The sequence below is a fragment of the Tepidimonas sediminis genome (assembly GCF_007556605.1).
GTDB classification, from domain to species: Bacteria; Pseudomonadota; Gammaproteobacteria; order Burkholderiales; family Burkholderiaceae_C; genus Tepidimonas; species Tepidimonas sediminis.
In genome coordinates, this window is sequence record NZ_VJND01000003.1 from 81,576 (window position 1) to 104,334 (window position 22,759).

Annotated in this window: 23 protein-coding genes; 10 read left to right on the forward strand and 13 right to left on the reverse strand. The window is 72.7% G+C overall.

The window, feature by feature from the left end; all coding sequences use genetic code 11:
- Window position 1: 1 nt before the first annotated feature.
- The 9 genes from Tsedi_RS03620 to Tsedi_RS03660 all read right to left on the reverse strand — a co-directional run bounded on the left by Tsedi_RS03620 (window position 2) and on the right by Tsedi_RS03660 (window position 8,833).
- Window positions 2-1,693 carry a cryptochrome/deoxyribodipyrimidine photo-lyase family protein gene (locus tag Tsedi_RS03620; RefSeq protein WP_143893694.1) on the reverse strand — a complete coding sequence of 564 codons (1,692 nt, stop codon included), beginning with the start codon at window positions 1,691-1,693 and terminating at the stop codon, window positions 2-4.
- A 9-nt stretch (window positions 1,694-1,702) separates the two neighbouring features.
- On the reverse strand, window positions 1,703-2,161 hold the full coding sequence (locus tag Tsedi_RS03625; RefSeq protein ID WP_143893696.1) for a nuclear transport factor 2 family protein: 459 nt from the start codon (window positions 2,159-2,161) through the stop codon (window positions 1,703-1,705).
- A 12-nt stretch (window positions 2,162-2,173) separates the two neighbouring features.
- A complete protein-coding gene (locus Tsedi_RS03630; protein WP_143893698.1) occupies window positions 2,174-2,944 on the reverse strand; it encodes an SDR family NAD(P)-dependent oxidoreductase in 771 nt (256 codons plus the stop codon).
- Complete coding sequence (locus tag Tsedi_RS03635) at window positions 2,941-3,528, reverse strand: DUF3833 domain-containing protein (protein ID WP_143893700.1); 588 nt, start codon at window positions 3,526-3,528, stop codon at window positions 2,941-2,943. Before Tsedi_RS03635 ends, Tsedi_RS03630 begins: the two co-directional genes overlap by 4 nt.
- Complete coding sequence (locus tag Tsedi_RS03640; protein WP_143893703.1) at window positions 3,525-4,841, reverse strand: MFS transporter; 1,317 nt, start codon at window positions 4,839-4,841, stop codon at window positions 3,525-3,527. Before Tsedi_RS03640 ends, Tsedi_RS03635 begins: the two co-directional genes overlap by 4 nt.
- A complete protein-coding gene (locus Tsedi_RS03645; RefSeq protein ID WP_221934196.1) occupies window positions 4,838-5,266 on the reverse strand; it encodes a chalcone isomerase family protein in 429 nt (142 codons plus the stop codon). Before Tsedi_RS03645 ends, Tsedi_RS03640 begins: the two co-directional genes overlap by 4 nt.
- A 157-nt stretch (window positions 5,267-5,423) precedes the next feature.
- Window positions 5,424-6,680 (reverse strand): SAM-dependent methyltransferase, encoded by a 1,257-nt coding sequence (locus tag Tsedi_RS03650; protein ID WP_143893707.1) that lies wholly within the window; start codon window positions 6,678-6,680, stop codon window positions 5,424-5,426.
- The gene (locus tag Tsedi_RS03655; protein ID WP_143893709.1) at window positions 6,677-7,510 is read right to left on the reverse strand and encodes a DUF1365 domain-containing protein; all 834 of its coding nucleotides are present in this window, start codon (window positions 7,508-7,510) and stop codon (window positions 6,677-6,679) included. Before Tsedi_RS03655 ends, Tsedi_RS03650 begins: the two co-directional genes overlap by 4 nt.
- A gap of 18 nt (window positions 7,511-7,528) precedes the next feature.
- A complete protein-coding gene (locus Tsedi_RS03660) occupies window positions 7,529-8,833 on the reverse strand; it encodes an NAD(P)/FAD-dependent oxidoreductase (RefSeq protein WP_143893711.1) in 1,305 nt (434 codons plus the stop codon).
- 114 nt (window positions 8,834-8,947) lie between these two features.
- Between Tsedi_RS03660 and Tsedi_RS03665 the strand changes: the two genes are divergently transcribed.
- Window positions 8,948-9,931 (forward strand): MerR family transcriptional regulator, encoded by a 984-nt coding sequence (locus tag Tsedi_RS03665; RefSeq protein ID WP_143893713.1) that lies wholly within the window; start codon window positions 8,948-8,950, stop codon window positions 9,929-9,931.
- Here Tsedi_RS03665 and Tsedi_RS03670 read toward each other — a convergent pair.
- A complete protein-coding gene (locus tag Tsedi_RS03670; protein WP_143893715.1) occupies window positions 9,892-10,836 on the reverse strand; it encodes a LysR family transcriptional regulator in 945 nt (314 codons plus the stop codon). The genes Tsedi_RS03665 and Tsedi_RS03670 overlap by 40 nt on opposite strands.
- Window positions 10,837-10,935: 99 nt before the next feature.
- On the opposite strand from Tsedi_RS03670, the gene Tsedi_RS03675 reads away from it, so the two are divergent.
- The 9 genes from Tsedi_RS03675 (at window position 10,936) to Tsedi_RS03715 (ending at window position 20,869) form a co-directional block, all read left to right on the forward strand.
- On the forward strand, window positions 10,936-11,661 hold the full coding sequence (locus Tsedi_RS03675; RefSeq protein WP_143893717.1) for an HAD-IA family hydrolase: 726 nt from the start codon (window positions 10,936-10,938) through the stop codon (window positions 11,659-11,661).
- Between the two features lie 47 nt (window positions 11,662-11,708).
- Window positions 11,709-12,791, forward strand: a complete 1,083-nt coding sequence (locus tag Tsedi_RS03680; protein WP_143893719.1) for a class 1 fructose-bisphosphatase — start codon at window positions 11,709-11,711, stop codon at window positions 12,789-12,791.
- A gap of 55 nt (window positions 12,792-12,846) precedes the next feature.
- Complete coding sequence (locus tag Tsedi_RS03685; RefSeq protein WP_143893721.1) at window positions 12,847-13,731, forward strand: phosphoribulokinase; 885 nt, start codon at window positions 12,847-12,849, stop codon at window positions 13,729-13,731.
- 38 nt (window positions 13,732-13,769) lie between these two features.
- Window positions 13,770-15,806 (forward strand): transketolase, encoded by a 2,037-nt coding sequence (tkt, locus tag Tsedi_RS03690; protein WP_143893723.1) that lies wholly within the window; start codon window positions 13,770-13,772, stop codon window positions 15,804-15,806.
- A complete protein-coding gene (gene gph / locus Tsedi_RS03695; protein ID WP_246099166.1) occupies window positions 15,803-16,522 on the forward strand; it encodes a phosphoglycolate phosphatase in 720 nt (239 codons plus the stop codon). Before tkt ends, gph begins: the two co-directional genes overlap by 4 nt.
- A gap of 66 nt (window positions 16,523-16,588) precedes the next feature.
- A complete protein-coding gene (gene gap, locus Tsedi_RS03700) occupies window positions 16,589-17,611 on the forward strand; it encodes a type I glyceraldehyde-3-phosphate dehydrogenase (RefSeq protein WP_143893725.1) in 1,023 nt (340 codons plus the stop codon).
- An 82-nt stretch (window positions 17,612-17,693) separates the two neighbouring features.
- Entirely contained in the window at window positions 17,694-18,899 is a 1,206-nt protein-coding gene (locus Tsedi_RS03705; protein ID WP_143893727.1) for a phosphoglycerate kinase, read from the forward strand.
- A gap of 26 nt (window positions 18,900-18,925) precedes the next feature.
- A complete protein-coding gene (gene fba, locus Tsedi_RS03710; protein WP_143893730.1) occupies window positions 18,926-19,993 on the forward strand; it encodes a class II fructose-bisphosphate aldolase in 1,068 nt (355 codons plus the stop codon).
- Window positions 19,994-20,155: 162 nt separating this feature from the next.
- The gene (locus Tsedi_RS03715) at window positions 20,156-20,869 is read left to right on the forward strand and encodes a Crp/Fnr family transcriptional regulator (RefSeq protein WP_143893733.1); all 714 of its coding nucleotides are present in this window, start codon (window positions 20,156-20,158) and stop codon (window positions 20,867-20,869) included.
- 25 nt (window positions 20,870-20,894) lie between these two features.
- Here the strand turns inward: Tsedi_RS03715 and lapB are convergent, their stop codons facing one another.
- The 3 genes from lapB to Tsedi_RS03730 are packed head-to-tail and all read right to left on the reverse strand — an operon-like array spanning window position 20,895 to window position 22,628.
- On the reverse strand, window positions 20,895-22,043 hold the full coding sequence (gene lapB, locus Tsedi_RS03720; protein WP_143893735.1) for a lipopolysaccharide assembly protein LapB: 1,149 nt from the start codon (window positions 22,041-22,043) through the stop codon (window positions 20,895-20,897).
- Window positions 22,033-22,329, reverse strand: coding sequence for a lipopolysaccharide assembly protein LapA domain-containing protein (locus Tsedi_RS03725; protein WP_143893737.1), 297 nt, complete (start codon window positions 22,327-22,329; stop codon window positions 22,033-22,035). Before Tsedi_RS03725 ends, lapB begins: the two co-directional genes overlap by 11 nt.
- Entirely contained in the window at window positions 22,326-22,628 is a 303-nt protein-coding gene (locus tag Tsedi_RS03730; RefSeq protein WP_143893739.1) for an integration host factor subunit beta, read from the reverse strand. Before Tsedi_RS03730 ends, Tsedi_RS03725 begins: the two co-directional genes overlap by 4 nt.
- Window positions 22,629-22,759: the final 131 nt, after the last annotated feature.

Below are 22,759 nucleotides of genomic sequence, written 5' to 3' on the forward strand. Positions count from 1 at the left end.
CTCACCAGTCGAAGCCGAGCTGTTCGGGTACGGCCGGGGGAGCGGCGCGCGCGGCGGCTCGGCGCAGGGTGCCGGTGGCGCTGAAGCGGCGTTCGAGCCCGGTGGCCGGATCGCGCGCCAAGGCCCCCGGCATGCCGCGGCGCGAGCCGTGCCGCTGCGCCACCGCCTGCGCCTCGGCGCGCATCTCGGGGCGTTGGCGCCAGGCGTGCAGGCGCGCCTTGGCCGTGCGCAGGGCGGCCTCCAGCTCCACCGGGGGCTGCGGCCAGTCGGCGCCGACGCGCACGCCGCACGCCTGCTGCACGCCGGCCGGCATGCGCCACGGCTCGAACAGCCAGGCATCCGGCACGCGCCGCAGCACCGGGCACCACGCGCGCACGAACGTGCCGTGCGGGTCGTGATCGAGCGCCTGCTTGACGGGGTTGTAGACGCGCGTGGCGTTGATGCCGGTGGTGCCGGACTGCATCTGCACCTGCGGCCAGTGGATGCCGGGTTCGTAGTCGAGGAACAGGCGAGCCAGCCACAGGCCGACCTCGCGCCAGTGCAGCCACAGCGGGTAGGCCGCCACCGACACCAGCATCGCGCGCATGCGGAAGTTCAGCCACCCGTGCGCGCGCAGCATCGCCACGCAGGCGTCCACCATCGGCCAGCCGGTGCGGCCCTCGCGCAGCGCGGCCCAGCGCGCCTCGTCCCATTCGGCTTCGCGCAGGCCGTCGTAGCCGCGGTGCAGGTTGCGCCACTCCAGCTCCGGTTCGCTTTCCAGCTTCTGGATGAAGTGGCAGTGCCAGTAGAGCCGGCTGGCGAAGGCGCGCAGGCCGGCGCGCAGCCGCGCGGCTTCGGCATGCCCGGGGCCGCGGCAGTCGGCCAGCGCCTGCAGCCGCGCCTCGGTGGCCTGCACGACCTCGCGCAGGCTCAGCACCCCGTAGGCCAGATACGGCGACAGGCGCGAGCAGGCGCCGGGGGCGCTCAGCGGCGAGGAGATGCCGCCGCGGTAGCGCACCGCGCGCCGTTGCAGAAAACCGTGCAGCGTGGCTTCGGCACGCGTGCGCCCGCCGCGCTGGCGCTGCGGCGGCTCCCACGGATCCAGGCCCAGCGCGGCGGCGTCCGGCCACGGGCCGGCGCGCGGTTCCCCATCCTCGCCGAGCCACCAAGCCAGCGGCGCGATGGCGGACCGCACCGCCCACGGCCACGGCGCGAACGCCAGCCGCGGCGGCGGCCACGGGGCCTGCGGCGCGCGCATCAGCCGCTCGCGCGCCGCGAGCCACCGGTCGCGGTCGCGCAGGCCGCGCACGACGCCGAACGCCGCCACCTCGTGCAGCGCCACCCCGTGCGCGCGCGCCCAGCGCCGCACGGCGGAGTCGCGCGCGGACGTCCAGCCGTTGCCGGTTTCCTCGTGCGCGTGGATCGCCGCGAGGCCCATGCGGCGGTGCAGCGCCGCCAGCACCGCCACCGCGTCGCCGACGGCCACGTGCAGCGCGGCGTGCGGCCGGCCCGTGGCGCGCAGCGCGGCGTCCAGCTCCAGCAGGCTTTCGCGGATGAAGCCCCAGTGCTGCGCGGCGGCGTCGGGCTGGCGCCACAGCCCGGGCTCGACGATGTAGAGCGCCAGCACCGGCCCGCGCGCCGCAGCCTGCACCAGCGGCGCGTGGTCGCGCACGCGCAGGTCGCGCTTGAACCAGACGAGCTGCACGCCGCTCATGCCGCCGGTTCACCCCCGGTGCGCGCCGCCGGCCACCCGCGCGGCCAGCCAGCGCATCAGCGCGCCAAGCAGCGGCAGCTGGCCGTAAAGCTCCTCGGCGGCGTCCCAGTAGTCGCGGTGTTCGGTGATGCGGCCATCGGCGTCGAAGCGAAAGTGCGTGGCGCCGCGGATGCGTCGCCCCTGCCGCTGCCCGCGCCAGCGGAACGCGAGCGTCCAGGTGACGAAGCCCTGCGTCGCATCGCCGAGCCGCTCGTGCACGACGAAGCGCGGCTCATCCAGCTGCGCGAACATGCGCGCGAAGATCGCGCGGATCGCCGCAAGCCCCTGCACCTCGTGGAACGGATCCTTGAAGCGCGCATCCGGCGCGTAGAGGGCGTCCAGCGCGTCGAGGCGCTCGGCGCCGAGCCGCTCGAACACGGCGGCGGCGCGCGCGGTGGGATCGGGCGGGGCAGGGGGCACAGAGGTCATGGCGGCGCGGGTTCACAGGCCGGTGGCGCGGCGCACCAGCGGGAAGTAAAGCCGATACGGCAGGCAGCGCAGCAGCCGCAGCACGAGCGTGAAGCGCTTGGGAAAATGGATGTCGAACGCGCCGCTTGCCCAGCCCTGCAGGATCCGCTGCGCGGCCTGCTCGGGCGTCAGCAGCGCGGGCATGCGGAAGGTGTTGTGCGCCGTCAGTGGTGTGGCCACGAACCCCGGGTTGACGACGCTGACGCCGATGCCGCGCGGGCGCAGGTCGAGGTGGAGGATTTCGGCCAGGTGGATCAGCGCCGCCTTGGTCGGCCCGTAGGCCAGCGCCTGGGGCAGGCCGCGCCAGCCGGCCACGCTGGCGATCAGGCTCAGGTGTCCGTGGCCCTGCGCCAGCAGCCGCGGCACCACCGCGCCGACCACGTGCAGCGTGCCCTCGACGTTGACGCGCTGGTGGCGCAGCAGCTCGTCGAGGTCCAGCACCGTGGCGCGCTGCGGCTGGTAGTGCGCCGCGGCGTGCAGCACCAGGTCCACCGGCCCTTCGGCCCACAGGTGCGCCGCGGCGGCGGCCACCGCGGTGCGGTCGGTCACATCCAGCGGCAGCGCCTGCCGCCGTGGCGCGGCGGCGGCCCAGGCGGCCAGCGCCTTGGCCTGCCGGGCCGAGGCGATGACGCTGGCGCCGCGCGCGTGCAGCGCTGCGGCCACCGCGCGGCCAATGCCGCTGGAGGCGCCGACGATCCAGACGCGCCGGCCGTGCCAGTCGCGCAGCGGGGGATTGGCGCTCATGGATCCAGCCGCGTGAACGACAGCGTCACCTCGCCGAGCCGGATGCCCCACTTGCGCATGGTGGCGCGGTTGAGCATCGTGCGCTCGTCAATCAGGAACATCCAGTCGTCGAACTGCACCTCCCACACCCGCCCGTCCACCGGCAGGGCCAGCGTGTAGCGCCAGTTCAGCGCGTTGCCGGCGGCCACGCCCTGCGCGGTGCCGACGACGTCGTCGGCGCGGCCTTCGTAGCGGCCGTCGCCGAGGTCGGTCAGCCGCCAGACGCGCCGCTCGGTGGCGCCGTCGCCGTAGGTGAAGCGCTCGTCCAGCACGCCGTCGCGCCCCTGCCACTGCGCGCTCATCTCGACGATGAAGCGCCGCCGCACGTGGCCGAAGCGGTCCTGGAACATGCCGTGCGCCACCAGCCGCCCGTTGAAGTAGGTCTTTAGGTCCAGCACCGGACGCTCGGCGGCATACTGCTGCGGCGTCGGCGTGGCGCAGCCGGCCAGCATCAGGGCCAGCGCCGCCAGGCCCAGCGCGGTGGCGCGCCGGCCGCGGCGGGTCGCCGTGGGCACGGCGGGGGAGGGAGGCCAAGTCGTGTTCATGACGGGTGCACTCCGCAGGTGGGGGTGGCCGCCACCGCGCTGGACGCGGGGGCAGGGGCATCGCAGCGCCGCAGCGTGGCCAGCAGCGCCGCGGCCAGCAGCTTGAGCGCGCACGGCAGCACGGCGTAGGCGAACGTCAAGGCCTGCAGGCCGACGGGGTCGGCGCCGCCCGGCTGGTAGCCGAGCCGCTGCAGCAGCGGCAGCGCCAGCCCGGCGGCCAGCGCGAGGTTGGCCTTGGCCAGCAGGCTCCACCAGCCGAAGTAGGCGCCTTCGTGGCGGCCGCGCCCGCCGGCGGCGGCCACGACGCCGGTCAGCAGCGCCGGCGGCAGCGCCAGGTCGGCGCCGAGCGCCAGGCCCGACAGCGCGCAAATGACCGCGAACGCCGCCACGTCACCCGCGCCGAGCGTGGCGGTCCAGGCAAAGCTGGCCACCGCCAGCAGCATGCCGAGTCCCCAGGCGCGCACGGCGCCGAGACGGGGCACCAGCCGCAGCCACAGCGGCAGCCCCGCCGCCGCGGCGAGGAAATACAGCGCCAGCAGCGGCCCCTGCCAGGCGGCAGCCTGCAGCCGGTCGGTGATGAAGAACAGCACCAGCGTGGCCGGGATTGCGCTGGCCAGGCCGCTTACCACGAACACCGCCGCCAGGCGCCGAAATGCCGGCTGCCGCCATGGATGGCCCCAACCGGCCTGCGGAGCCGCAGTCGATTCCGGCGCCGATCTGGCTGGAGGTCGCGGCGCGCGCGCCAGCGCCGCCGCGCCCAGCGCCAGCAGCGCGGCCAGCAGCGCCAGCGTCGCGGGCCAGCCGATCAGCCCCGGCAACAGCGAGGCCAGCACCACGCCGGCCAGCGCCAGCCCCTCGCGCCAGCCGGCCAGGCGCGCCTGCCGCGCGGTGTCGCCGCCCAGGCGCGCGGCCCAGCTCTGGTGCGCGATCGCCAGCGCGCTGTAGGCCAGCGTCGTGACCAGCACCCCGGCCAGCGCCCAGGCGGCCAGCGCCGCGGGCGGCAGCGCCGGTGGACGCAGCAGCGCCGCCAGCGCCAGCGCCAGCAGCGCGGCCAGCCCCGCCACGCGCCGCAGCACGGCGGCCACACCGCCGCGCGCGAAGGCACGATCCCACGCGCGCCCGAGCCACGGGTCGGTGACGGCGTCGAACGCGCGGGCGGCCAGCAGCAGCGCACCCAGCCACGCCAGCGGCACCCCCAGCTGCGCGTAGACGTGCGGCACGTGCACATAGAGCGGCAGCGCCGCAAACGCCAGCGGCAGGCCGAGCAGCCCGTAGCGCAGGCCGTCGGCGGAGGGCAGGGCCGCGCCGTTCATCGTGCCGCCGTGGGGCCGGAAAGTCCGAGCAGCGCCGCGCGCAGCGCCGGCTGCGACGTGGTCGGCGCCAGCCAGATGCCGAAGAAGCGCTCGGCAAAGCGCGGCTCTGCCAGCTCGCCCAGCGGCTGCGGCACACCGCCCGCGCGCGCCAGCGCGAAGCGCGCCCCGTGCGCCGGATCCCACAAACCGGCGATGTGGTCGCCGTCGGCCACGTCCGGGAACAGCCGCTGCATCGCGGCCAGCCAGCGCGCCTCGTCGGTCGGATCGATCGGCCCAGCGCGGCGCATCTCCTCCAGCGAACGCTGGGCGATGTCGCGGCCCCGGAACGAGCGCAGGTAGTGCAGCTCCAGCACCAGCGGCGCCTGCCCAAGCTGGCCGGGCTGCCAGCCGGGCACGGCCCACAGCGTGGCATGATAGACCGCCAAACTCAGAAAACGCAGCGTGCCGCGCCCGACCGGCGCCGCCCCCGGCAGCAGCGTGGGACCGAGGCCGCCGGGCTCTGTGCTGGCGGCTGCAAGCGGACTTGCGGCGCAAGAGGCCAGCAGCAGCCAGCCGGATACGGCCCGCAGCAGCGCGCGCCGCTCACGCGCGCTCGAGCGTGACCTGCACCACATCGATGTCCCCGGCGTCGAAGCCGGCCTCGCAGTAGGCCAGGTAGAACGTCCACAGCCGCACGAAGCGCTCGTCGAACCCCTGCGCCCGCACGGCCTCAAGCTGCGCGAGGAAGGCGCGCCGCCAACGCCGCAGCGTCTCGGCGTAGTCGGCCCCGAAGGCCAGCTCGTCGCGCACCTGCAGGCCCGCGCGCGCCGCCTGGCGGTGGATCTCGCCGCGGCTGAGCAGGCAGCCACCCGGGAAGACATACTGCTGGATGAAATCGGTGCCGCGCAGGTAACGCTCGAACAGCTCGTCGCGGATGACGATGGCCTGGATGCAGGCGCGGCCGCCCGGGCGCAGCAGGTGGCGCACGGCGTCGAAGTAGGCCGGCCAGTAGGCCTGCCCGACGGCCTCGATCATCTCGATCGAGACGATCGCATCGAACGGCCCGTCGGCGATGTCGCGGTAGTCCTGCAGCCGCAGCTCGACGCGCTCGCTCAGGCCCGCGTGCGCCAGCCGCCGCATCCCGTGCGCCAGCTGCTCGGTCGACAGCGTCACGCCGACCACGCGCGCGCCGAACTCGCGCGCCGCCATCTCGGCCAGCGCCCCCCAGCCGCAGCCGATCTCCAGCACCCGCGCCCCTTCGGCGACGCCGGCCTGCTGCAGCGCGCGGCGCATCTTGGCGCGCTGCGCCTGCTCCAGCGTCTGGCCAAAGTCGCCGCCGAACCACGCCGACGAGTAGGTCATGGTGTCGTCCAGCCACAGGCGGTAGAAGCCATTGCCGAGGTCATAGTGCGCATGGATGTTGCGCCGGCTGCCGGCGCGGCTGTTGCGGCGCAGCCGGTGGCGCAGCCGATACAGCAGCCGCCCGGCCCAGTGGCCGTGGATGGCTGCATCGATCTCGCGCCGGTTGGCCAGCATCACGCGCAGCAGCGCCGCCAGGTCCGGCGTGCTCCAGAGGCCATCGAGGTAGCCCTCGGCAAAGCCGATGTCGCCGCGGCGCAGCGCGGCGGCGGCCACGCGCCAGTCGTGCAGCTCCAGCCGCGCGTGTAAACCAGCCGGGGCGTGCGGCGCGCCGAAGCGCAGCGTCAGACCGTGCGGCGTGCGCAGCTCCAGCTGGCCGTGGCGCATCTGGCGCAGCAGCCGCAGCACGCTGCGGCCGGCCGCGGGGGCCTGGCGCAGGGCGAGCTGCCAGACGGTGGCATCGCCGCCGGGCGGCAGCGGAGGGGCGGACAGCAGGCTCATCGGACGGCTCCGGTAGGGTTGAGCGGGCTCTGGCGGGTCACCCACAGCGCGGGGGCGGGCGGCTTGGCGTGCACGGGCACGCCCTTGAGCCACAGGCGCAGCGCGTGCCAGTGAATGCGCGCGATCACCGCCGCGCTGTGCCAGCGATGGCGCCACAGCAGCCGCGGCCAGTCGCCGGGCCCGGCGGGGCGCAGCGCGCCGCTGACGCTGGTGCGCAGCAGCGCGCCGGCTTGGTCGGCGTAGTCGATGCGCACCACCGTGCGCGGCTGGCCGTCGGCGTGCGCATGCAGAAAGCGAAACGCATAGCCGCCCTCGACGCGGCAGAACGGCGAGACGTGAAACGCCTTCGGCGCGTGCAGCGTGGCGCCCCAGGCCGGACGGTCCAGCACGTAGCAGTGGCGCTCGCCGAAGGTGTTGTTGACCTCGGCGACGATGGCGCGCAGCGTGCCGTCGGCACGGTGACAGTACCAGAAGCTGACCGGCTTGAACGCGTAGCCGAGCACGCGCAGGTAGGTGTGCAGCCACACCGGCCCGTCGGCGTCGTGCACCCCGTGCGCGGCCAGCAGCGCGCGCAGCCACGTCAGTGCACCTCCATCAATGGGGCCGCGGCCATCGCCGTGGTCGCTGTCGAAAAACGCGATCGCGCCGCGGCGGTTCAGCGCCAGGCCGCTGGCGGCCGCCGCTTGCGGCAGCGCGTGCATCGGCAACAGCGCAAACCAGGTTCGGTGTTCGAAACCGTGGGCACGCGGGCGCAGACGGTGGTGGCGCACCACGCCCTCGCCGATCCAGACGCGTTCGGCCTCCAGCGGGGTCGGGGCGGTGGGGCTCATGCGGCAGGCTCCGCCTCTTCAGGCCGCGGCACGGCGCCGCGCCAGCCGGGCCTGCAGCGCCTCGGCCACCGCCTGGCCGGCGCGCAGGCCGTCCTCGTGGAAGCCATAGCCGAGCCAGGCGCCGGCATACCAGGTGTGCCATCGGCCCTGCAGCGCGCCCAGGCGGCGCTGCGCGTCGACGGCGGCGGCGTCGAACACCGGATGCGCGTACTCGAACTCGGCGATCACGCGCGCCGGATCGATCGGCCGCACCGGGTTGAGCGACTCCACCAGCGGCTGCGCGAACGGCAGCGGCTGCAGGACGTTCAGCCAGTAATGCAGGCACACGCGCGCCGACTCACGGCCGGTGTCGGCGGCGCGCTCGTAGTTCCACGCCGACCACACCGCGCGGCGCCGCGGCAGCACCGACACGTCGGTGTGCAGCACCGCGCGGTTGGGCTGGTAACGGATCGCGCCCAGCAGCGCGCGCTCCTCGGCGCTCGGCCGTGCCAGCAGCGCCAGCGCCTGGTCGCTGTGCGTGGCCAGCACCACCTCGTCGAAGCGCTCGGCACCGGCGTCGGTGAACAGCGTCACGCCGGCCTCATCGCGCTCGACGCGGCGCACCGGCGTGCGCAGCCGCGCATCCGGCAGCCGCGCCACGATGCGCTGCACGTACTGGCGCGCGCCGCCGGCCACCGTGTACCACTGCGGACGGCCGTGGACCTGCAGCAGCCCGTGGTTGTGGCAGAAGCGGATCATCGTGCCGACCGGAAAGGCCAGCATCTGGTCGGTCGGGCAGCTCCAGATGCAGCCCAGCATCGGCAGCAGGTACCAATCGCGCAGCGGTCGCCCGAAGCGGTGGCGGTCAAGGAAATCTCCGAGCGGTTCGGCCAGCGCCGCATCGTCGCCCCGCTGCGCCAGCGCGGTGCACAGGCGGTTGAAGCGCAGCAGGTCCGCCAGCATTCCCCAGAAGCGCGGTCGCAGCAGGTTGCGCCGCTGCGCGAACACGGTGGCCAGCGACGCGCCGCCCCACTCCAGCGCCGGCCGTCCGTCCGGGCCGGGCAGCTGTACCGAGAACGACATGTCCGACGGCGCGGTCGGCACGCGCAGCTCCTCCAGCAGCGCCTTCAGCCCCGGGTAGGTGCGGTGGTTGAATACCAGAAAGCCGGTGTCCACCCCGTGCGTGACCGGGCCACCGTCGCGACCCGGCAGCGTCACGTCCACCGTGTGCGTGTGGCCGCCGAAGTGGGTGCCGGCCTCGAACAGCGTGACGTGCGCGCAGGCGCGCAGCCGGTACGCGGCGGCCAGCCCCGCGATGCCGGATCCCACGACGGCGACCTTCATCTGCACCTCCGGCGGCGGCCCGGTGGAACCGCCAGTTTGTCTTGGACAAAAACCATTGTATGCTCCATCGACCCGTTTTGCATCCGCCGGTTCCCGGCCCTTGCCGTCCCGCCCATGACCGATGCCACCACTCCTTCCGAGACCGTCGACGGCGCGCTGTGGACGATCGCCGACGTCGAGCGCGACACCGGCATCGGCAAGGACACGCTGCGCGTGTGGGAGCGGCGCTACGGCTTTCCGCGGCCGCGCCGCGACGGCCACGGCGACCGCCTGTACGACGCCGCGCAGCTGGCGCGGCTGCGCCTGATCCGCCGCCTGATGGACGCCGGCCTGCGCCCCGGGCGCATCGTCGGCCTGCCGCCGGCGCAGCTGGAGGCGCTGGCGCAGCAGCTGAGCGCGCCGGCGGCGGCCCCGCTCGCCGCCGGGGGGGCGGATGACGCCGTGGCGCGCGCGCTCGCGTGGCTGCGCGAGGACCGTGTGGAGGCGCTGCGCGCCGAGCTGCGCGCAGCGCTGCGCCGGCTTGGCCTGGCCCCCACCATCGACGCGCTGGTGGCGCCGCTGGCGGTGGAAGTCGGGCTGGCGTGGCAGCGCGGCGAGCTGCTGGTCTATCAGGAGCACCTGTTCACCGAGACCGTGCAGGGCGTGCTGCGCGAGGCGCTGGCGGCCGCCGAGCCCGCCGCGGACGCGCGGCCGTGCGTGCTGCTGACCACCACGCCGGGCGAGACGCACCAGCTCGGTCTGCTGATGGCGCAGTGCCATCTGGCCGAGGCCGGGGCGCGCTGCGTGGCGCTGGGGCCGGCCACGCCGCTGGCCGACATCGTCGAGGCGGCGCGGCGCACCGCGGTCGACGTCGTCGGCCTGAGCTACAGCGCCTGGAGCGCGCCGCGCGACGTGCTGGAGGCGGTGCAGCGGCTGCGCGCGGCGCTGCCGCCGGCGGTGGCGCTGTGGGTCGGCGGCGCCGGCGCGCAGCGGCCGCTGCGCCGCGTCCGCCTGCCGGGGGTGACGCTGCTGGCGCGCGCCGCCGACGTGGGGGCCGCCGTGCGGCGCTGGCGGGCCGCTCAGGCGCCCGGCGGCGCCAGCGGCAGCAGCGCGCCGTAGCGCTCCGCCAGGAAGGCCTCGCCGCGCTCCAGCACGAAGTAGCGGAACGCCTCCGCTGCCGGCGACAGCAGCTTGGCCAGCGTGTGCACCACGTGCCAGGCGCGCACCAGCGGCGTGCCCTCCACGTCCAGGCGCGCGATCAGGCCGTGCTGCAGCTCCAGCTTCAGCGCATGCAGCGACACGAAGCCCAGCCCGAGCCCGGCCATCACCGCCTGCTTGATCGCCTCGTTGTCCGGCAGCTCCATCGCGATGCGCAGCTCCAGTCCGTGGCGCTGCGCGAACTGTTCCAGCAGCGCGCGCGTGCCCGAGCCGCGTTCGCGCACGATGAACGGGTAGGGCGCCAGCGCCTCCGGTGTCGGGTGACCGACGCGCAGCAGCGGGTGATCCAGCGGCGCGACGAACACGTGCGGGTGCGCGGCGAACGGCTCGGCGCGCACCGCCAGCTCCGACGGCGGGCGCCCCATCACCGCCACGTCCAGCTCGTTGGCCTGCAGCAGGCGCAGCAGCTGCTCGCGGTTGCCGGTCACGAGCCGCACGTCGACGCCGCGGTGCTCGCGCCGGAAGGCTGCCAGCAGCGCCGGCAGGAAATACTGTGCCGAGCCGACCATGCCGATCGTCAGCTGCCCCGCCTCCAGGCGCTTGAGGCGCGCCGCGGTGTCCTCGGCGTCCTTCAGCGTGGCCAGGACTTTGCGCGCGTAGACCAGCATGTACTCGCCGGCGGTGGTCAGCGCCACGCGCCGGCCCTGACGCTCGAACAGCGGCAGCCCGACGTGGCCCTCCAGCTCCTTGATCTGCATCGTCACCGCTGGCGGCGTCAGGTGCAGCGCCTCGGCGGCGCGGGCGAAGCTCAGGTGCCGCGCCACCTCGACGAAGATGCGCAGCTGACGGAAGGTGGCGTTGCGCATGGTTAAGTGATAGCTGAATCGAAGGTGAAGAAAACGTGAATTTACCTTATGTAAGCTGATGCTTATAGTGATGCCGACCATCGCTGCAGGAGGTGCACCATGCTCCACGCCCTGATCTTTGACGTCGACGGCACGCTGGCCGACACCGAGCGCGTCCACCTCGCGGCCTTCAACGCCGCCTTCGCCAGCGAGGGGCTGGACTGGCACTGGGACGAGGCGCTCTACACCCGGCTGCTGGAGATCTCCGGCGGCAAGGAGCGCATCCGTCACTACTGGCAGCAGGTGCACCCCGAGCGGCAGGACATCGACGGCACCGAGCTGCGCGCGCTGATCGACCGTCTGCACGAGGTCAAGACCGCCTTCTACGAGGAGGCGGTGCGCCAGGGCGCGGTGCAGCTGCGCCCCGGCGTGCTGGCGCTGATCGAGCAGGCGCGCCGCGCCGGCCTGCGGCTGGCGATCGCCACCACCACCTCGCCGGTCAACATCGCCGCGCTGCTGCGCAGCGCGATGGGGCCTGACTGGCAGCTGGCGTTCGACGTGGTGGAGGACGCTTCCACGGCGCCGCGCAAGAAGCCGCACCCGCAGGTCTACAGCCAGACGCTGGCGCGGCTGGGTCTGCCGGCGGCGCAGTGCCTGGCGCTGGAGGATTCGGCCAATGGGCTGCAGGCCGCGCGCGCGGCGGGGCTGGCCACCGTCATCACCCGCAACGCCTTCACCGCGCACCACGACTTCACCGGCGCGCTGCGCGTGCTGGACGACCTGCAGGACGTCGACCTGGAGGCGCTGCGGCGCTGGCACGCCGAGGCCGTCGCCACCGTCACCTGAATACCCCGACGATCCCCGATACGAAGAAAACCCGAGGAGTCCCACCGATGCCCCTGTCCCAACGCACCACGCTGACGCAGTTCCTGATCGAGCAGCGCCGCCGCTTCCCCAGCGCCAGCGGCGACTTCAACGCCCTGGTGCTGGACGTGGCGCTGGCGTGCAAGGCCATCGCGCGCAGCGTGGCCTTCGGCGCGCTGGGCGGCGTGCTGGGCGCGCAGTCCGGCTCGATCAACGTGCAGGGCGAGGAACAGAAGAAGCTCGACGTCATCAGCAACGAGCTGTTCGTGCGCGCCAACGAGTGGGGCGGCCACCTGGCCGGCATGGCCAGCGAGGAGATGGACGAGCCCTGCAACATTCCGTCGGCATACCCGCGCGGCAAGTACCTGCTGGTGTTCGACCCGCTGGACGGCTCCAGCAACATCGACGTCAACGTCTCGGTCGGCAGCATCTTCTCGATCCTGCGCGCGCCGCAGGACGTCATCGACAGCGGCCGCGACGTGACGGCGGCGGACTTCCTGCAGCCGGGCTGCCAGCAGCTGGCCGCCGGCTACGCGCTCTACGGCCCCTCGACGATGCTGGTGCTGACGGTGGGCACCGGCGTGCACGGCTTCACGCTCGACCCCAACCTCGGCGAATTCTTCCTCTCGCACCCCGACATCCGTGTGCCCGAGGACACGCAGGAGTTCGCGATCAACGCCTCCAACAGCCGCTTCTGGGAGCCGCCGGTCAAGCGCTACGTCGACGAATGCCTGGCCGGCAAGACCGGCCCGCGCGGCAAGGACTTCAACATGCGCTGGATCGCCAGCATGGTGGCCGAGGCGCACCGCATCCTGATGCGCGGCGGCGTCTTCCTCTATCCGCGCGACACCAAGGACCCGAGCAAGCCCGGCCGGCTGCGCCTGCTGTACGAGGCCAACCCCATTGGCTTCATCATGGAGCAGGCCGGCGGGCGCGCCAGCACCGGGCGCGAGCCGATTCTGACCGTGCAGCCGACCTCGCTGCACCAGCGCATCGGCCTGGTGTTCGGCAGCAAGAACGAGGTCGAGCGCATCGAGCGCTACCACCGCGAGCCCGCGCCGTACAAGGACGACAACCCGCTGTTCGGCGAGCGTTCGCTGTTCCGCGACTGAAGGTCCGCCGCCGCGACGTCCACCGGATTCGAGACGACCCGAGGAGAACCCCGCCATGTCCGAGAAGCACCCGATCATCGCCATCACCGGCTCCTCCGGCGCCGGCACTTCCACCGTCACGCGCACGTTCCAGAACATCTTCCGCCGCGAGGGGGTCAAGGCCGCCATCATCGAGGGCGACAGCTTCCACCGTTACGACCGCAAGGAGATGCGCCAGCGCATGGCCGAGGAGGAGGCGCGCGGCAACCGCCACTTCAGCCACTTCGGACCGGAGGCCAACCTGTTCGAGGAGCTGGAAAACCTCTTCAGGACCTACGCCGAAACCGGCCGCGGGCGCTTCCGCAAGTACCTGCACAGCGAGGAGGAGGCCGCGCCGTACGGTCAGGAGCCGGGCACCTTCACGCCGTGGGAGGACCTGCCGGAGGACACCGACATGCTGTTCTACGAGGGCCTGCACGGCGCGGTGGTCACCGACAAGGTCAACGTCGCGCAGTACCCGGATCTGCTGATCGGCGTGGCACCCTCGATCAACCTGGAGTGGATCCAGAAGCTCATCCGCGACAAGACGCAGCGCCGCTACAGCCAGGAAGCGGTGGTGGACACCATCCTGCGCCGCATGCCGGACTACGTCAACTACATCTGCCCGCAGTTCGCGGTGACGCACGTGAACTTCCAGCGCGTGCCGGTGGTGGATACTTCGAACCCGTTCATCGCGCGTGACATCCCCACCCCCGACGAGAGCGTGTGCGTGATCCGCTTCGCCAAGCCCAAGGGCATCGACTTTCCGTACCTGCTGTCGATGATCGACGGCTCGTGGATGAGCCGGGCCAACACCATCGTCGTGCCCGGTGGCAAGATGGAGCTCGCGATGCAGCTGATCTTCACGCCCTTCATCTGGCGCATGATGGAGCGGCGCAAGCGCGCGCTGGGCCTGGCCTGACGCGTCCGCCCCCTTTTCGAGACCACGAGCACGACGACATGAACCTGAGCGACCTCCCCTCCCGCGCCGCCCCGGCGCCCGAGCTGGCCCGCCGCATGGCCAACGCGATCCGCATGCTGGCGGTCGACGCCGTGGAGCAGGCCAAGAGCGGCCACCCCGGCGCCCCGATGGGCATGGCCGAGATCGCCGAGGTGCTGTGGAACCGCCACCTCAAGCACAACCCGGCCAACCCGGCCTGGGCCGATCGCGACCGCTTCGTGCTGTCCAACGGCCACGGCTCGATGCTGATCTACGCGCTGCTGCACCTGACCGGGTACGACCTGCCGATCGAGGAGCTGAAGGCCTTCCGCCAGCTGCACAGCAAGACCCCGGGCCACCCGGAGGTCGGCATCACCCCCGGCGTGGAGACCACCACCGGGCCGCTGGGGCAGGGGATCGCCAACGCGGTGGGCATGGCGCTGGCCGAAAAGCTGCTGGCCGCCGAGTTCAACCGCCCCGGCCACACCATCGTCGACCACTACACCTACGTCTTCCTCGGCGACGGCTGCATGATGGAAGGCATCAGTCACGAGGTCTGCTCGCTGGCCGGCACGCTGCGCCTGTCCAAGCTGATCGCCATTTACGACGACAACGGCATCTCGATCGACGGCCACGTCGAGGGCTGGTTCGCCGACGACACGCCGGCGCGCTTCGAGGCCTACGGCTGGCACGTCATCCGCAACGTCGACGGCCATGACACCGAGGCGGTGGACGCCGCGATCCGGCTGGCCAAGGCGCAGGCGCGCCGCCCGGACGGCAAGCCGACGCTGATCTGCTGCAAGACCGTGATCGGCCAGGGCTCGCCGAACAAGGCCGGCACGCACGACGTGCACGGCGCGGCGCTGGGCGCGGCCGAGGTCGCCGCCACGCGCGCGGCGCTCGACTGGCCCCATGCGCCATTCGAGATCCCGGCCGAGATCTACGCCGCGTGGGACGCGCGCGCCCACGGTGCGGCGGCCGAGGCCGCGTGGCGCCAGCGCTTCGCCGCCTACGCCGAGGCCCACCCGGAACTGGCCGCCGAGTTCGAGCGCCGCATGCGCGGGGAACTGAAGCCCGAGCTGGCCGAGCGCCTGCCGGCGCTGCTGGACGCGGCCGCCGCCCGCACCGATGCCGTGGCCACGCGCAAGGCCAGCCAGCTGGCGCTCGATGCGCTGGCGCCGCTGATCCCGGAGTTCTTCGGCGGCAGCGCCGACCTGACCGGCTCCAACCTGACCAACTTCAAGGGCTGCACCATCGCCGGCCGCGACCGCTGGGGCAACCACCTCAGCTACGGCGTGCGCGAGTTCGGCATGGCCGCCATCATGAACGGCATCGCGCTGCACGGCGGCTACCTGCCCTACGGCGGCACGTTCCTGACCTTCAGCGACTACAGCCGCAACGCCATCCGCATGGCGGCGCTGATGAAGCAGCGCGTCGTGCACGTCTTCACGCACGACTCGATCGGCCTGGGCGAGGACGGCCCGACGCACCAGAGCGTGGAACACGTGCCGAGCCTGCGCCTGATCCCGCAGCTGGACGTGTGGCGCCCGGCCGATGCGCTGGAGACGCTGGTGGCCTGGGCCGCGGCGGTGCAGCGCCGCGACGGCCCCACCGCGCTGTGCCTGTCGCGCCAGAACCTGCCGGTGGTCACGCAGCGCGCGCACGCCGACGGCGCCGCGCGCGGCGGCTACGTGCTCAAGGACATGGAGGGCGCGCGCGCGGTGATCGTCGCCACCGGCTCGGAGGTCTCGATCGCGCTGAAGGCCCAGGAGCTGCTGGCCGCCGAAGGCATTCCGACGCGCGTGGTCTCGATGCCCAGCACCACCGTGTTTGACCGCCAGGACGCCGCTTACCAGGACGCCGTGCTGCCACCGGCGCTGCCGGCGGTGGCGGTGGAGGCCGCGCATCCGGACTTCTGGCGCAAGTATGTCGGCCGCCGCGGCCGCGTGGTCGGCATCGACCGCTTCGGCGAGTCCGCCCCGGCGCCGGCGCTGTACGAATACTTCGGCCTGACCCCGGCCAAGGTGGCGCAGGCCGTGCGCGAGGTGCTGGCGTGAGCGCGCCGGCGCGCACCGCGCTGCCGTTCGACCTGATGCTGTTCGACCTGGACGGCACGCTGGTCGAGACGGCGCCGGAGATCGCCGACGCCGTCAACGACACGCTGACCGAGCTGGGCCTGCCGCCGGCGTCGCTGGAGCAGGTGACGCGCTGGATCGGCCACGGCACGCGCGAGCTGCTGGTGCAGGCGCTGGCCGCACGCCAGGGCCGCAGCGCCGACGCCGTGCGCGGCGACCCCGGCTTCGCGGCGGCGGAGGCGGTGTTCCAGCGCCACTACGAGGCGCGCTGCGGCACGCGCAGCCACCCGTACCCGCGCGTCGTGGAGGCGCTGCAGGCGCTGCGCGCCGCCGGCGTGCGCCGGGTGGTCGTCACCAACAAGGAGGCGCGCTACACCGCCCGTGTGCTGCAGGCCCATGCGCTCGAATCCCTGTTCGACCGCGTCATCAGCGGCGACACGCTGCCCGTCAAGAAGCCCAACCCGCTGGCCGTGGCCGACAGCCTGTTACGCTATGGGGTTGACCGCAGCCGCGCGCTGCTGGTGGGCGACTCCTCCATCGACGTGGCCACGGCACGCCATGCCGGCATCGCCGTCTGGTGCGTGCCGTACGGCTACAACATGGGCGAGCCCATCGAGGCCTGCGGCCCGGACCGCGTGATCGCGGACTTCGGGGCGCTGATGCCGGCGGCGTTGCAGACGGCCGCGGTGGCGGGCTGAGCGGCAGTCCGAGACCACGGCCCCGATCACCGACTTTTTCGTACCACCATTCAGGAGAGACCAACCATGACCATCCGCGTCGGCATCAACGGTTTCGGCCGCATCGGCCGCATGGTGTTCCGCGCCGCGCTGCGCAACTTCCAGGGCGACATCGAGATCGTCGGCATCAACGACCTGCTGGAGCCCGACTACCTGGCCTACATGCTGAAGTACGACAGCGTGCACGGCCGCTTCCAGGGCGAGGTGGCGGTGGAGGGCAGCACCCTCGTGGTCAACGGCCGGCGCATCCGTCTGACGGCCGAGCGCGATCCGGCCAACCTGCGCTGGGGTGACGTCGGCGCCGACGTGGTGATCGAGTCCACCGGCATCTTCCTCGACGACGCTGGCGCGCGCAAGCACCTGCAGGCCGGCGCCAAGCGCGTCATCATGAGCGCGCCGAGCAAGGACGACACGCCGATGTTCGTCTACGGCGTCAACCATGGCAGCTACGCCGGCCAGGACATCATCTCCAACGCCAGCTGCACCACCAACTGCCTGGCGCCGCTGGCCAAGGTGGTGCACGATCAGTGGGGCATCAAGCGCGGCCTGATGACCACCGTGCACGCCGCCACCGCCACGCAGAAGACCGTCGACGGACCCTCCAACAAGGACTGGCGCGGCGGCCGCGGCATCCTCGAGAACATCATCCCCAGCTCCACCGGTGCGGCCAAGGCGGTCGGCAAGGTGATCCCGAGCCTGAACAAGAAGCTGACCGGCATGGCCTTCCGCGTGCCCACCAGCGACGTCTCGGTGGTGGACCTGACCTGCGAGCTGGAAAAGCCCGCCACCTACGACGAGATCTGCGCGGCGATGAAGGCGATGGCCGCCAAACCGGTGGCCGAAGGCGGCCTGGCCGGCGTGCTCGGCTACACCGAGGACAAGGTCGTGGCCACCGACTTCCGTGGCGAGGTCTGCACCAGCGTCTTCGACGCCGAGGCCGGCATCCAGCTCGACCCGACCTTCGTCAAGCTGGTGGCCTGGTACGACAACGAGTGGGGCTACTCGAACAAGTGCCTGGAGATGGCGCGCGTGGTGGCGCGCTCGCTGTAAGGCTGGCGCTACCTGCTCGCCGCATGCTGTCGCCCTCGCGCGGTGGCCCGCCGGCCGCCGCGCCCCATGGAGCCCGAACCCGATGGACTTCATCCGCTTTGCCGATCTGTGCGCCCAGGGCCAGGCCCGGGGCAAGCGCGTCTTCATCCGCGCCGACCTGAACGTGCCGCTGGCCTTCGAGGAAGGCGTGGCGCGCATCACCGAGGACACCCGCATCCGCGCCTCCGTGCCGGCGATCCGCATGGCCCTGGAAGCTGGCGCGGGGGTCATGGTCACCTCGCACCTGGGCCGCCCGACCGAGGGCCAGCCCAAGCCCGAGGACACGCTCGCCCCGGTGGCCGAGCGCCTGAGCGAGCTGCTCGGCCAGCCGGTGCCGCTGATCCAGCGCTGGGTCGACGGCGGCTTCACGGTGGCGCCGGGTCAGGTGGTGCTGCTGGAGAACTGCCGCCTCAACAAGGGCGAGAAGAAGAACAGCCCCGAGCTGGCGCGCAAGATGGCTGCGCTGTGCGACATCTTCGTGCACGACGCCTTCGGTACCGCGCACCGCGCCGAGGCCAGCACCTACGGCATCGCCGAGCACGCGCCGGTGGCCTGCGCCGGGCCGCTGCTGGCCGCCGAGATCGACGCCATCACGCGCGCGCTGGAGCAGCCGGCGCGTCCGCTGGTGGCGATTGTGGCCGGCTCCAAGGTCTCCACCAAGCTGACCATCCTGCAGTCGCTGGCGCAGAAGGTCGACCGCCTGATCGTCGGCGGCGGCATCGCCAACACCTTCATGCTGGCCGCCGGCCTGCCGGTGGGCAGGAGCCTGGCCGAGCCCGACCTGGTCGGCGAGGCCAAGGCCGTCATCGAGGCGATGAAGGCGCGCGGCGCCGAGGTGCCGATTCCGGTCGACGTGGTCGTGGCGCCGGAGTTCAAGCCGGATGCGCCGGCCACCGTGAAGGCTGCTGCCGAGGTCGGCGCGGGCGACATGATCCTCGACATCGGCCCGCAGACGGCGGCGCAGCTGGCCGCGCTGCTGGAAAGCGCCGGCACCATCGTCTGGAACGGGCCGGTGGGCGTGTTCGAGTTTGCCGCGTTCGAGAACGGCACGCGCACGCTGGCGCAGGCCATCGCGCGCTCCAAGGCGTTCTCGATCGCCGGCGGCGGCGACACGCTGGCGGCGATCGCCAAGTACGGCATCGAGAAGGATGTCGGCTACATCTCCACCGGCGGCGGCGCCTTCCTGGAGGTGCTGGAGGGCAAGACCCTGCCGGCCTTCGAGATCCTGCAACGCCGCGCGCGCGGCTGATCCGCTTTTCCCCGAGGAGCAACGCCATGGCATTGATCACCCTGCGTCAACTGCTGGACCACGCCGCCGAGCACGGCTACGGCGTGCCGGCCTTCAACGTCAACAACATGGAGCAGATCCACGCCATCATGCAGGCGGCGGCGGCCACGCGCAGCCCCGTGATCCTGCAGGCCTCGGCGGGGGCGCGCTCCTACGCCGGCGAGCCGTTCCTGCGCCATCTGGTGCTGGCGGCGCTGGAGCAGTACCCGGACATCCCGATCTGCATGCACCAGGACCACGGCACCACCCCGGGCGTGTGCATGCGCTCGATCCAGTCCGGCTTCAGCTCGGTGATGATGGACGGCAGCCTGCGCGAAGATGGCAAGACCCCGTCCGACTACGAGTACAACGTGCGCGTCACCCGCACCGTGGTGGAGATGGCGCACGCCTGTGGCGTCTCGGTGGAGGGTGAGCTCGGCTGTCTGGGCAGCCTGGAGACCGGCAAGGCCGGCGAGGAGGACGGCGTCGGCGCCGAGGGCACGCTGGATCACTCGATGCTGCTGACCGACCCGGACGAGGCGGCCGACTTCGTGCGCAAGACCCAGGTCGACGCGCTGGCCATCGCCATCGGCACCAGCCACGGTGCCTACAAGTTCTCGCAGAAGCCCACCGGCAAGGTGCTGCGCATCGACCGCGTCAAGGAGATCCACGCCCGCATCCCCAACGTCCACCTGGTGATGCACGGCAGCTCCAGCGTGCCGGAGGACTGGCTGGCCATCATCAACACCTACGGCGGTGACATGGGCACCACCTACGGCGTGCCGGTGGAGGAGATCGTCGAGGGCATCAAGCATGGCGTGCGCAAGGTCAACATCGACACTGACCTGCGCATGGCCGCCACCGGCTCGATCCGCAAGTTCCTGGCCGAAAACCGGAAGGAATTCGATCCGCGCAAGTTCCTGAAGGAAGCCACCAAGGCCATGAGCGGCATCTGCAAGGCGCGCTACGAGGCCTTCGGTTGCGCCGGCATGGCCGACCGCATCGGCAAGATCTACGGCCTGGAGGCGATGGCCAAGCGTTACGAGAAGGGCGAGCTGGCCGCACAGGTGGCCTGACCACCGTGCTGCGCCGGCCCGCGGTGCCCGCCGAGGCGACGGGTGCCGTCACGCCGCCGAACCGTGCGTACCCCCGCCCGTCGGCGGGGGTCGTCATTGGCGGATACGGGGTTTGGCCGATGCCGGTGCACCGCCGCGCCGGAAACGGCGACAATTCGGCGCATGATCCCGATCAAGACCGAATCGGCCTGGCGCGGCACGGCGGACTGCAAGGCCTGCGGCATCCGCGACATGGTGCTGTTCGCCGACCTCAACGAGCAGGACTTCAACCTCATCCACGCGCCGATCGACGACCTGGTCTACGCCGCGGGCCAGACGCTGTACGCCGAAGCGGCGCCGGCGCACAGCGTCTTCACGCTGCGCAGCGGACTCATCAAGCTGGTGCGCAGTACCCCGGACGGGCGTCAGCGCGTGTTGCGCCTGCTGCGCCCGGGCGATGTCGTCGGCATCGAGGCACTGGCCGGTGCGCGCTACGACAGCGAGGCGGTGGCGCTGACCGAAGCGTCGGTGTGCCGCATCCCGGTGGAAGTGATCCATCGCCTGGCACAGAACTCGCCGCGGCTGCACATGCGCCTGCTGCAGAAGTGGCAGGCGGCCCTGCGCGAGGCCGACGACTGGCTCGCCGCGCTCAACTTCGGCAGCGCGCGCCAGCGCGTGGCCAACTTCGTCCTGAAGATGCGTCACGCCACCGACCCGCAGGTCGTCACGCTGTTTTCGCGCGAGGACATGGGCGCGATGATGGACCTGAAGCTGGAGACCGTCAGCCGCGAGATCAGCGCGATGGTCAAGGCCGGCATCCTGGAGCCGCTGGATCGCGTCGGCCGTCTCTACCGCATCGCCGACGAGACGGCGCTGCAGGCGCTGGTGACGGGTTGACGCTCGGGCACCACCGGCCCTGCCGTCACAGCTCCTCGACGCGCTGCGGCGGGTAGGTGTCCCAGCCCTGGCAGCCCGGGCAGTGCCAGAAATATTGCCGCGCCTCGAAACCGCAGGCCGCGCAGCGGTAGCGCTTCAGCGGCTCGCAGGCCTGCTGCAGCGCGCGGCGTACCAGGGGTTCAGCCTCGTCGTCGCCCAGGGGCACGCCAGCCAGCCACAGGTTGGCCGCCACCAGCGACGGCGCCTGGCGCAGGTGCTCGACGTAGCGCCGCCGGGCGGCTGAGGCGTCGTCCTCCAGGCTGGCCAGCGCCTGTGTCACGTCCACTGACGGGGGGTGGCGCTGTGCCCATTCCTGCAGCAGCACGCGCACCTCGTCGCGGCATCCGGACGCGGCCGCCGCCTGCACCAGCGGATGGGCCACCAGCGGCACGTGGCTCGGCACGTGCCGCGCCAGCGCCAGCAGGGCCTGCAGCGCGCCGTCGGCCTGCCCCAGTGCCTGCCGCACCTCGGCCAGAGTCACCCACGCGCGCGCCGACTCGGGCGTGCGCTGCACCTGCGCCTCGAGCAGCGCCAGCGCCTCGCCGTGGCGTCCCTGGCGCTGCAGCGCGGCGGCCTGCTCGCAGACGTGATGGGCGCGGCGCAGGCGAAAGCTGCCGTGCTCGCCGCCGTCCAGCGTCTCGGCCATCGCGGCCGCGCGCGCCCAGTCGCGCCCACGCTCGTACACGTGCAGCAGCGCCAGGCGCGCGTCGGCATCGAAGCGCGTGCCCAGCAGCGCGCTGAAGGCCGCCTCGGCGCGGTCCAGCAGACCGGCCTTGAGAAAGTCGTGGGCCAGCGCGTGCTGCGCGCGCTCGCGCTCGGCCGCGCTGAGATCGGCGCGCGCCAGCAGGTGCTCGTGCACGCGCACGGCGCGCTCGTAATCGCCGCGGCGACGGAACAGACCGCCCAGCGCGAAGTACAGCTCGGCGGCGTCCGGGTCGTGCCGCACCGCTTCGACGAAGGCATCGATGGCCTGGTCCTGCTGCTCGTTGAGCAGGTGATGCAGGCCGCGGAAGTAGGCGCGCGGCGCGCGCCGGCCTTCCAGCCGCCACTGGCGCAGGTCCAGGCGCGAGGCCAGCCAGCCCAACCCGAAGGCCACCGGCAGCGCCCACAGCAGCCAGCTCAGGTCAAACGGCATCGGGCCAGTCCGTGGCGTGGGCGGCGCCGGTGGCCGGCGGGGTGGAGGCGGCGGGGCTGGCGGAGTCGCGCCGTGCCTGGCGTCGCGCGCGCCACCACAGCGGCGTCATGACCGCCATGCCGAGCAGCACCCCCAGCAGCAGGACGACCAGCAGCACCAGCGCCAGCGGCCCCTGCCACTGGGTGCCGAACAGGCCGTGCACCACCACCGGCGCGGTGTTGTTGAGCGCCAGCGCAAAGATCAGCAGGAAGAAGGCGGCGCGCAGCAGCCAGGCAAGCACTTTCATGGGGTGGTGGCACCGGCCGCGGCGCCGTCGACCGCGTCGCGCAGCGCCTTGCCGGGCTTGAAGTGCACCGTGCGCCGTTCGGGCACCTCCACCGCCGCGCCGGTGCGCGGGTTGCGCGCCTGCCGCGGCCGGCGCTGGTGGACGCTGAAGCTGCCGAAGCCGCGCAGCTCGATGCGCTGACCGGCGGCCAGCGCGGCGGCCATCGTCTCGAGGATGGTCATCACGGCGGCCTGGGCGTCGGCCTCCGTCAGGTGCGGGTAGCGCTCGGCCAGCGCGTCGAACAGGTCGCTGCGGTTCATGCGACGATTATGCCCAAGCGCGGGCGGACGCGGCGCCCCGGTGGTGTCCCCAAAAAGCAAGATCCGCCGGGCCGGCGGGCCGCGGCGGGTCTTGGCTCGGGCGAGGCAGGCCCGCCCCGGGCGGGGACGGA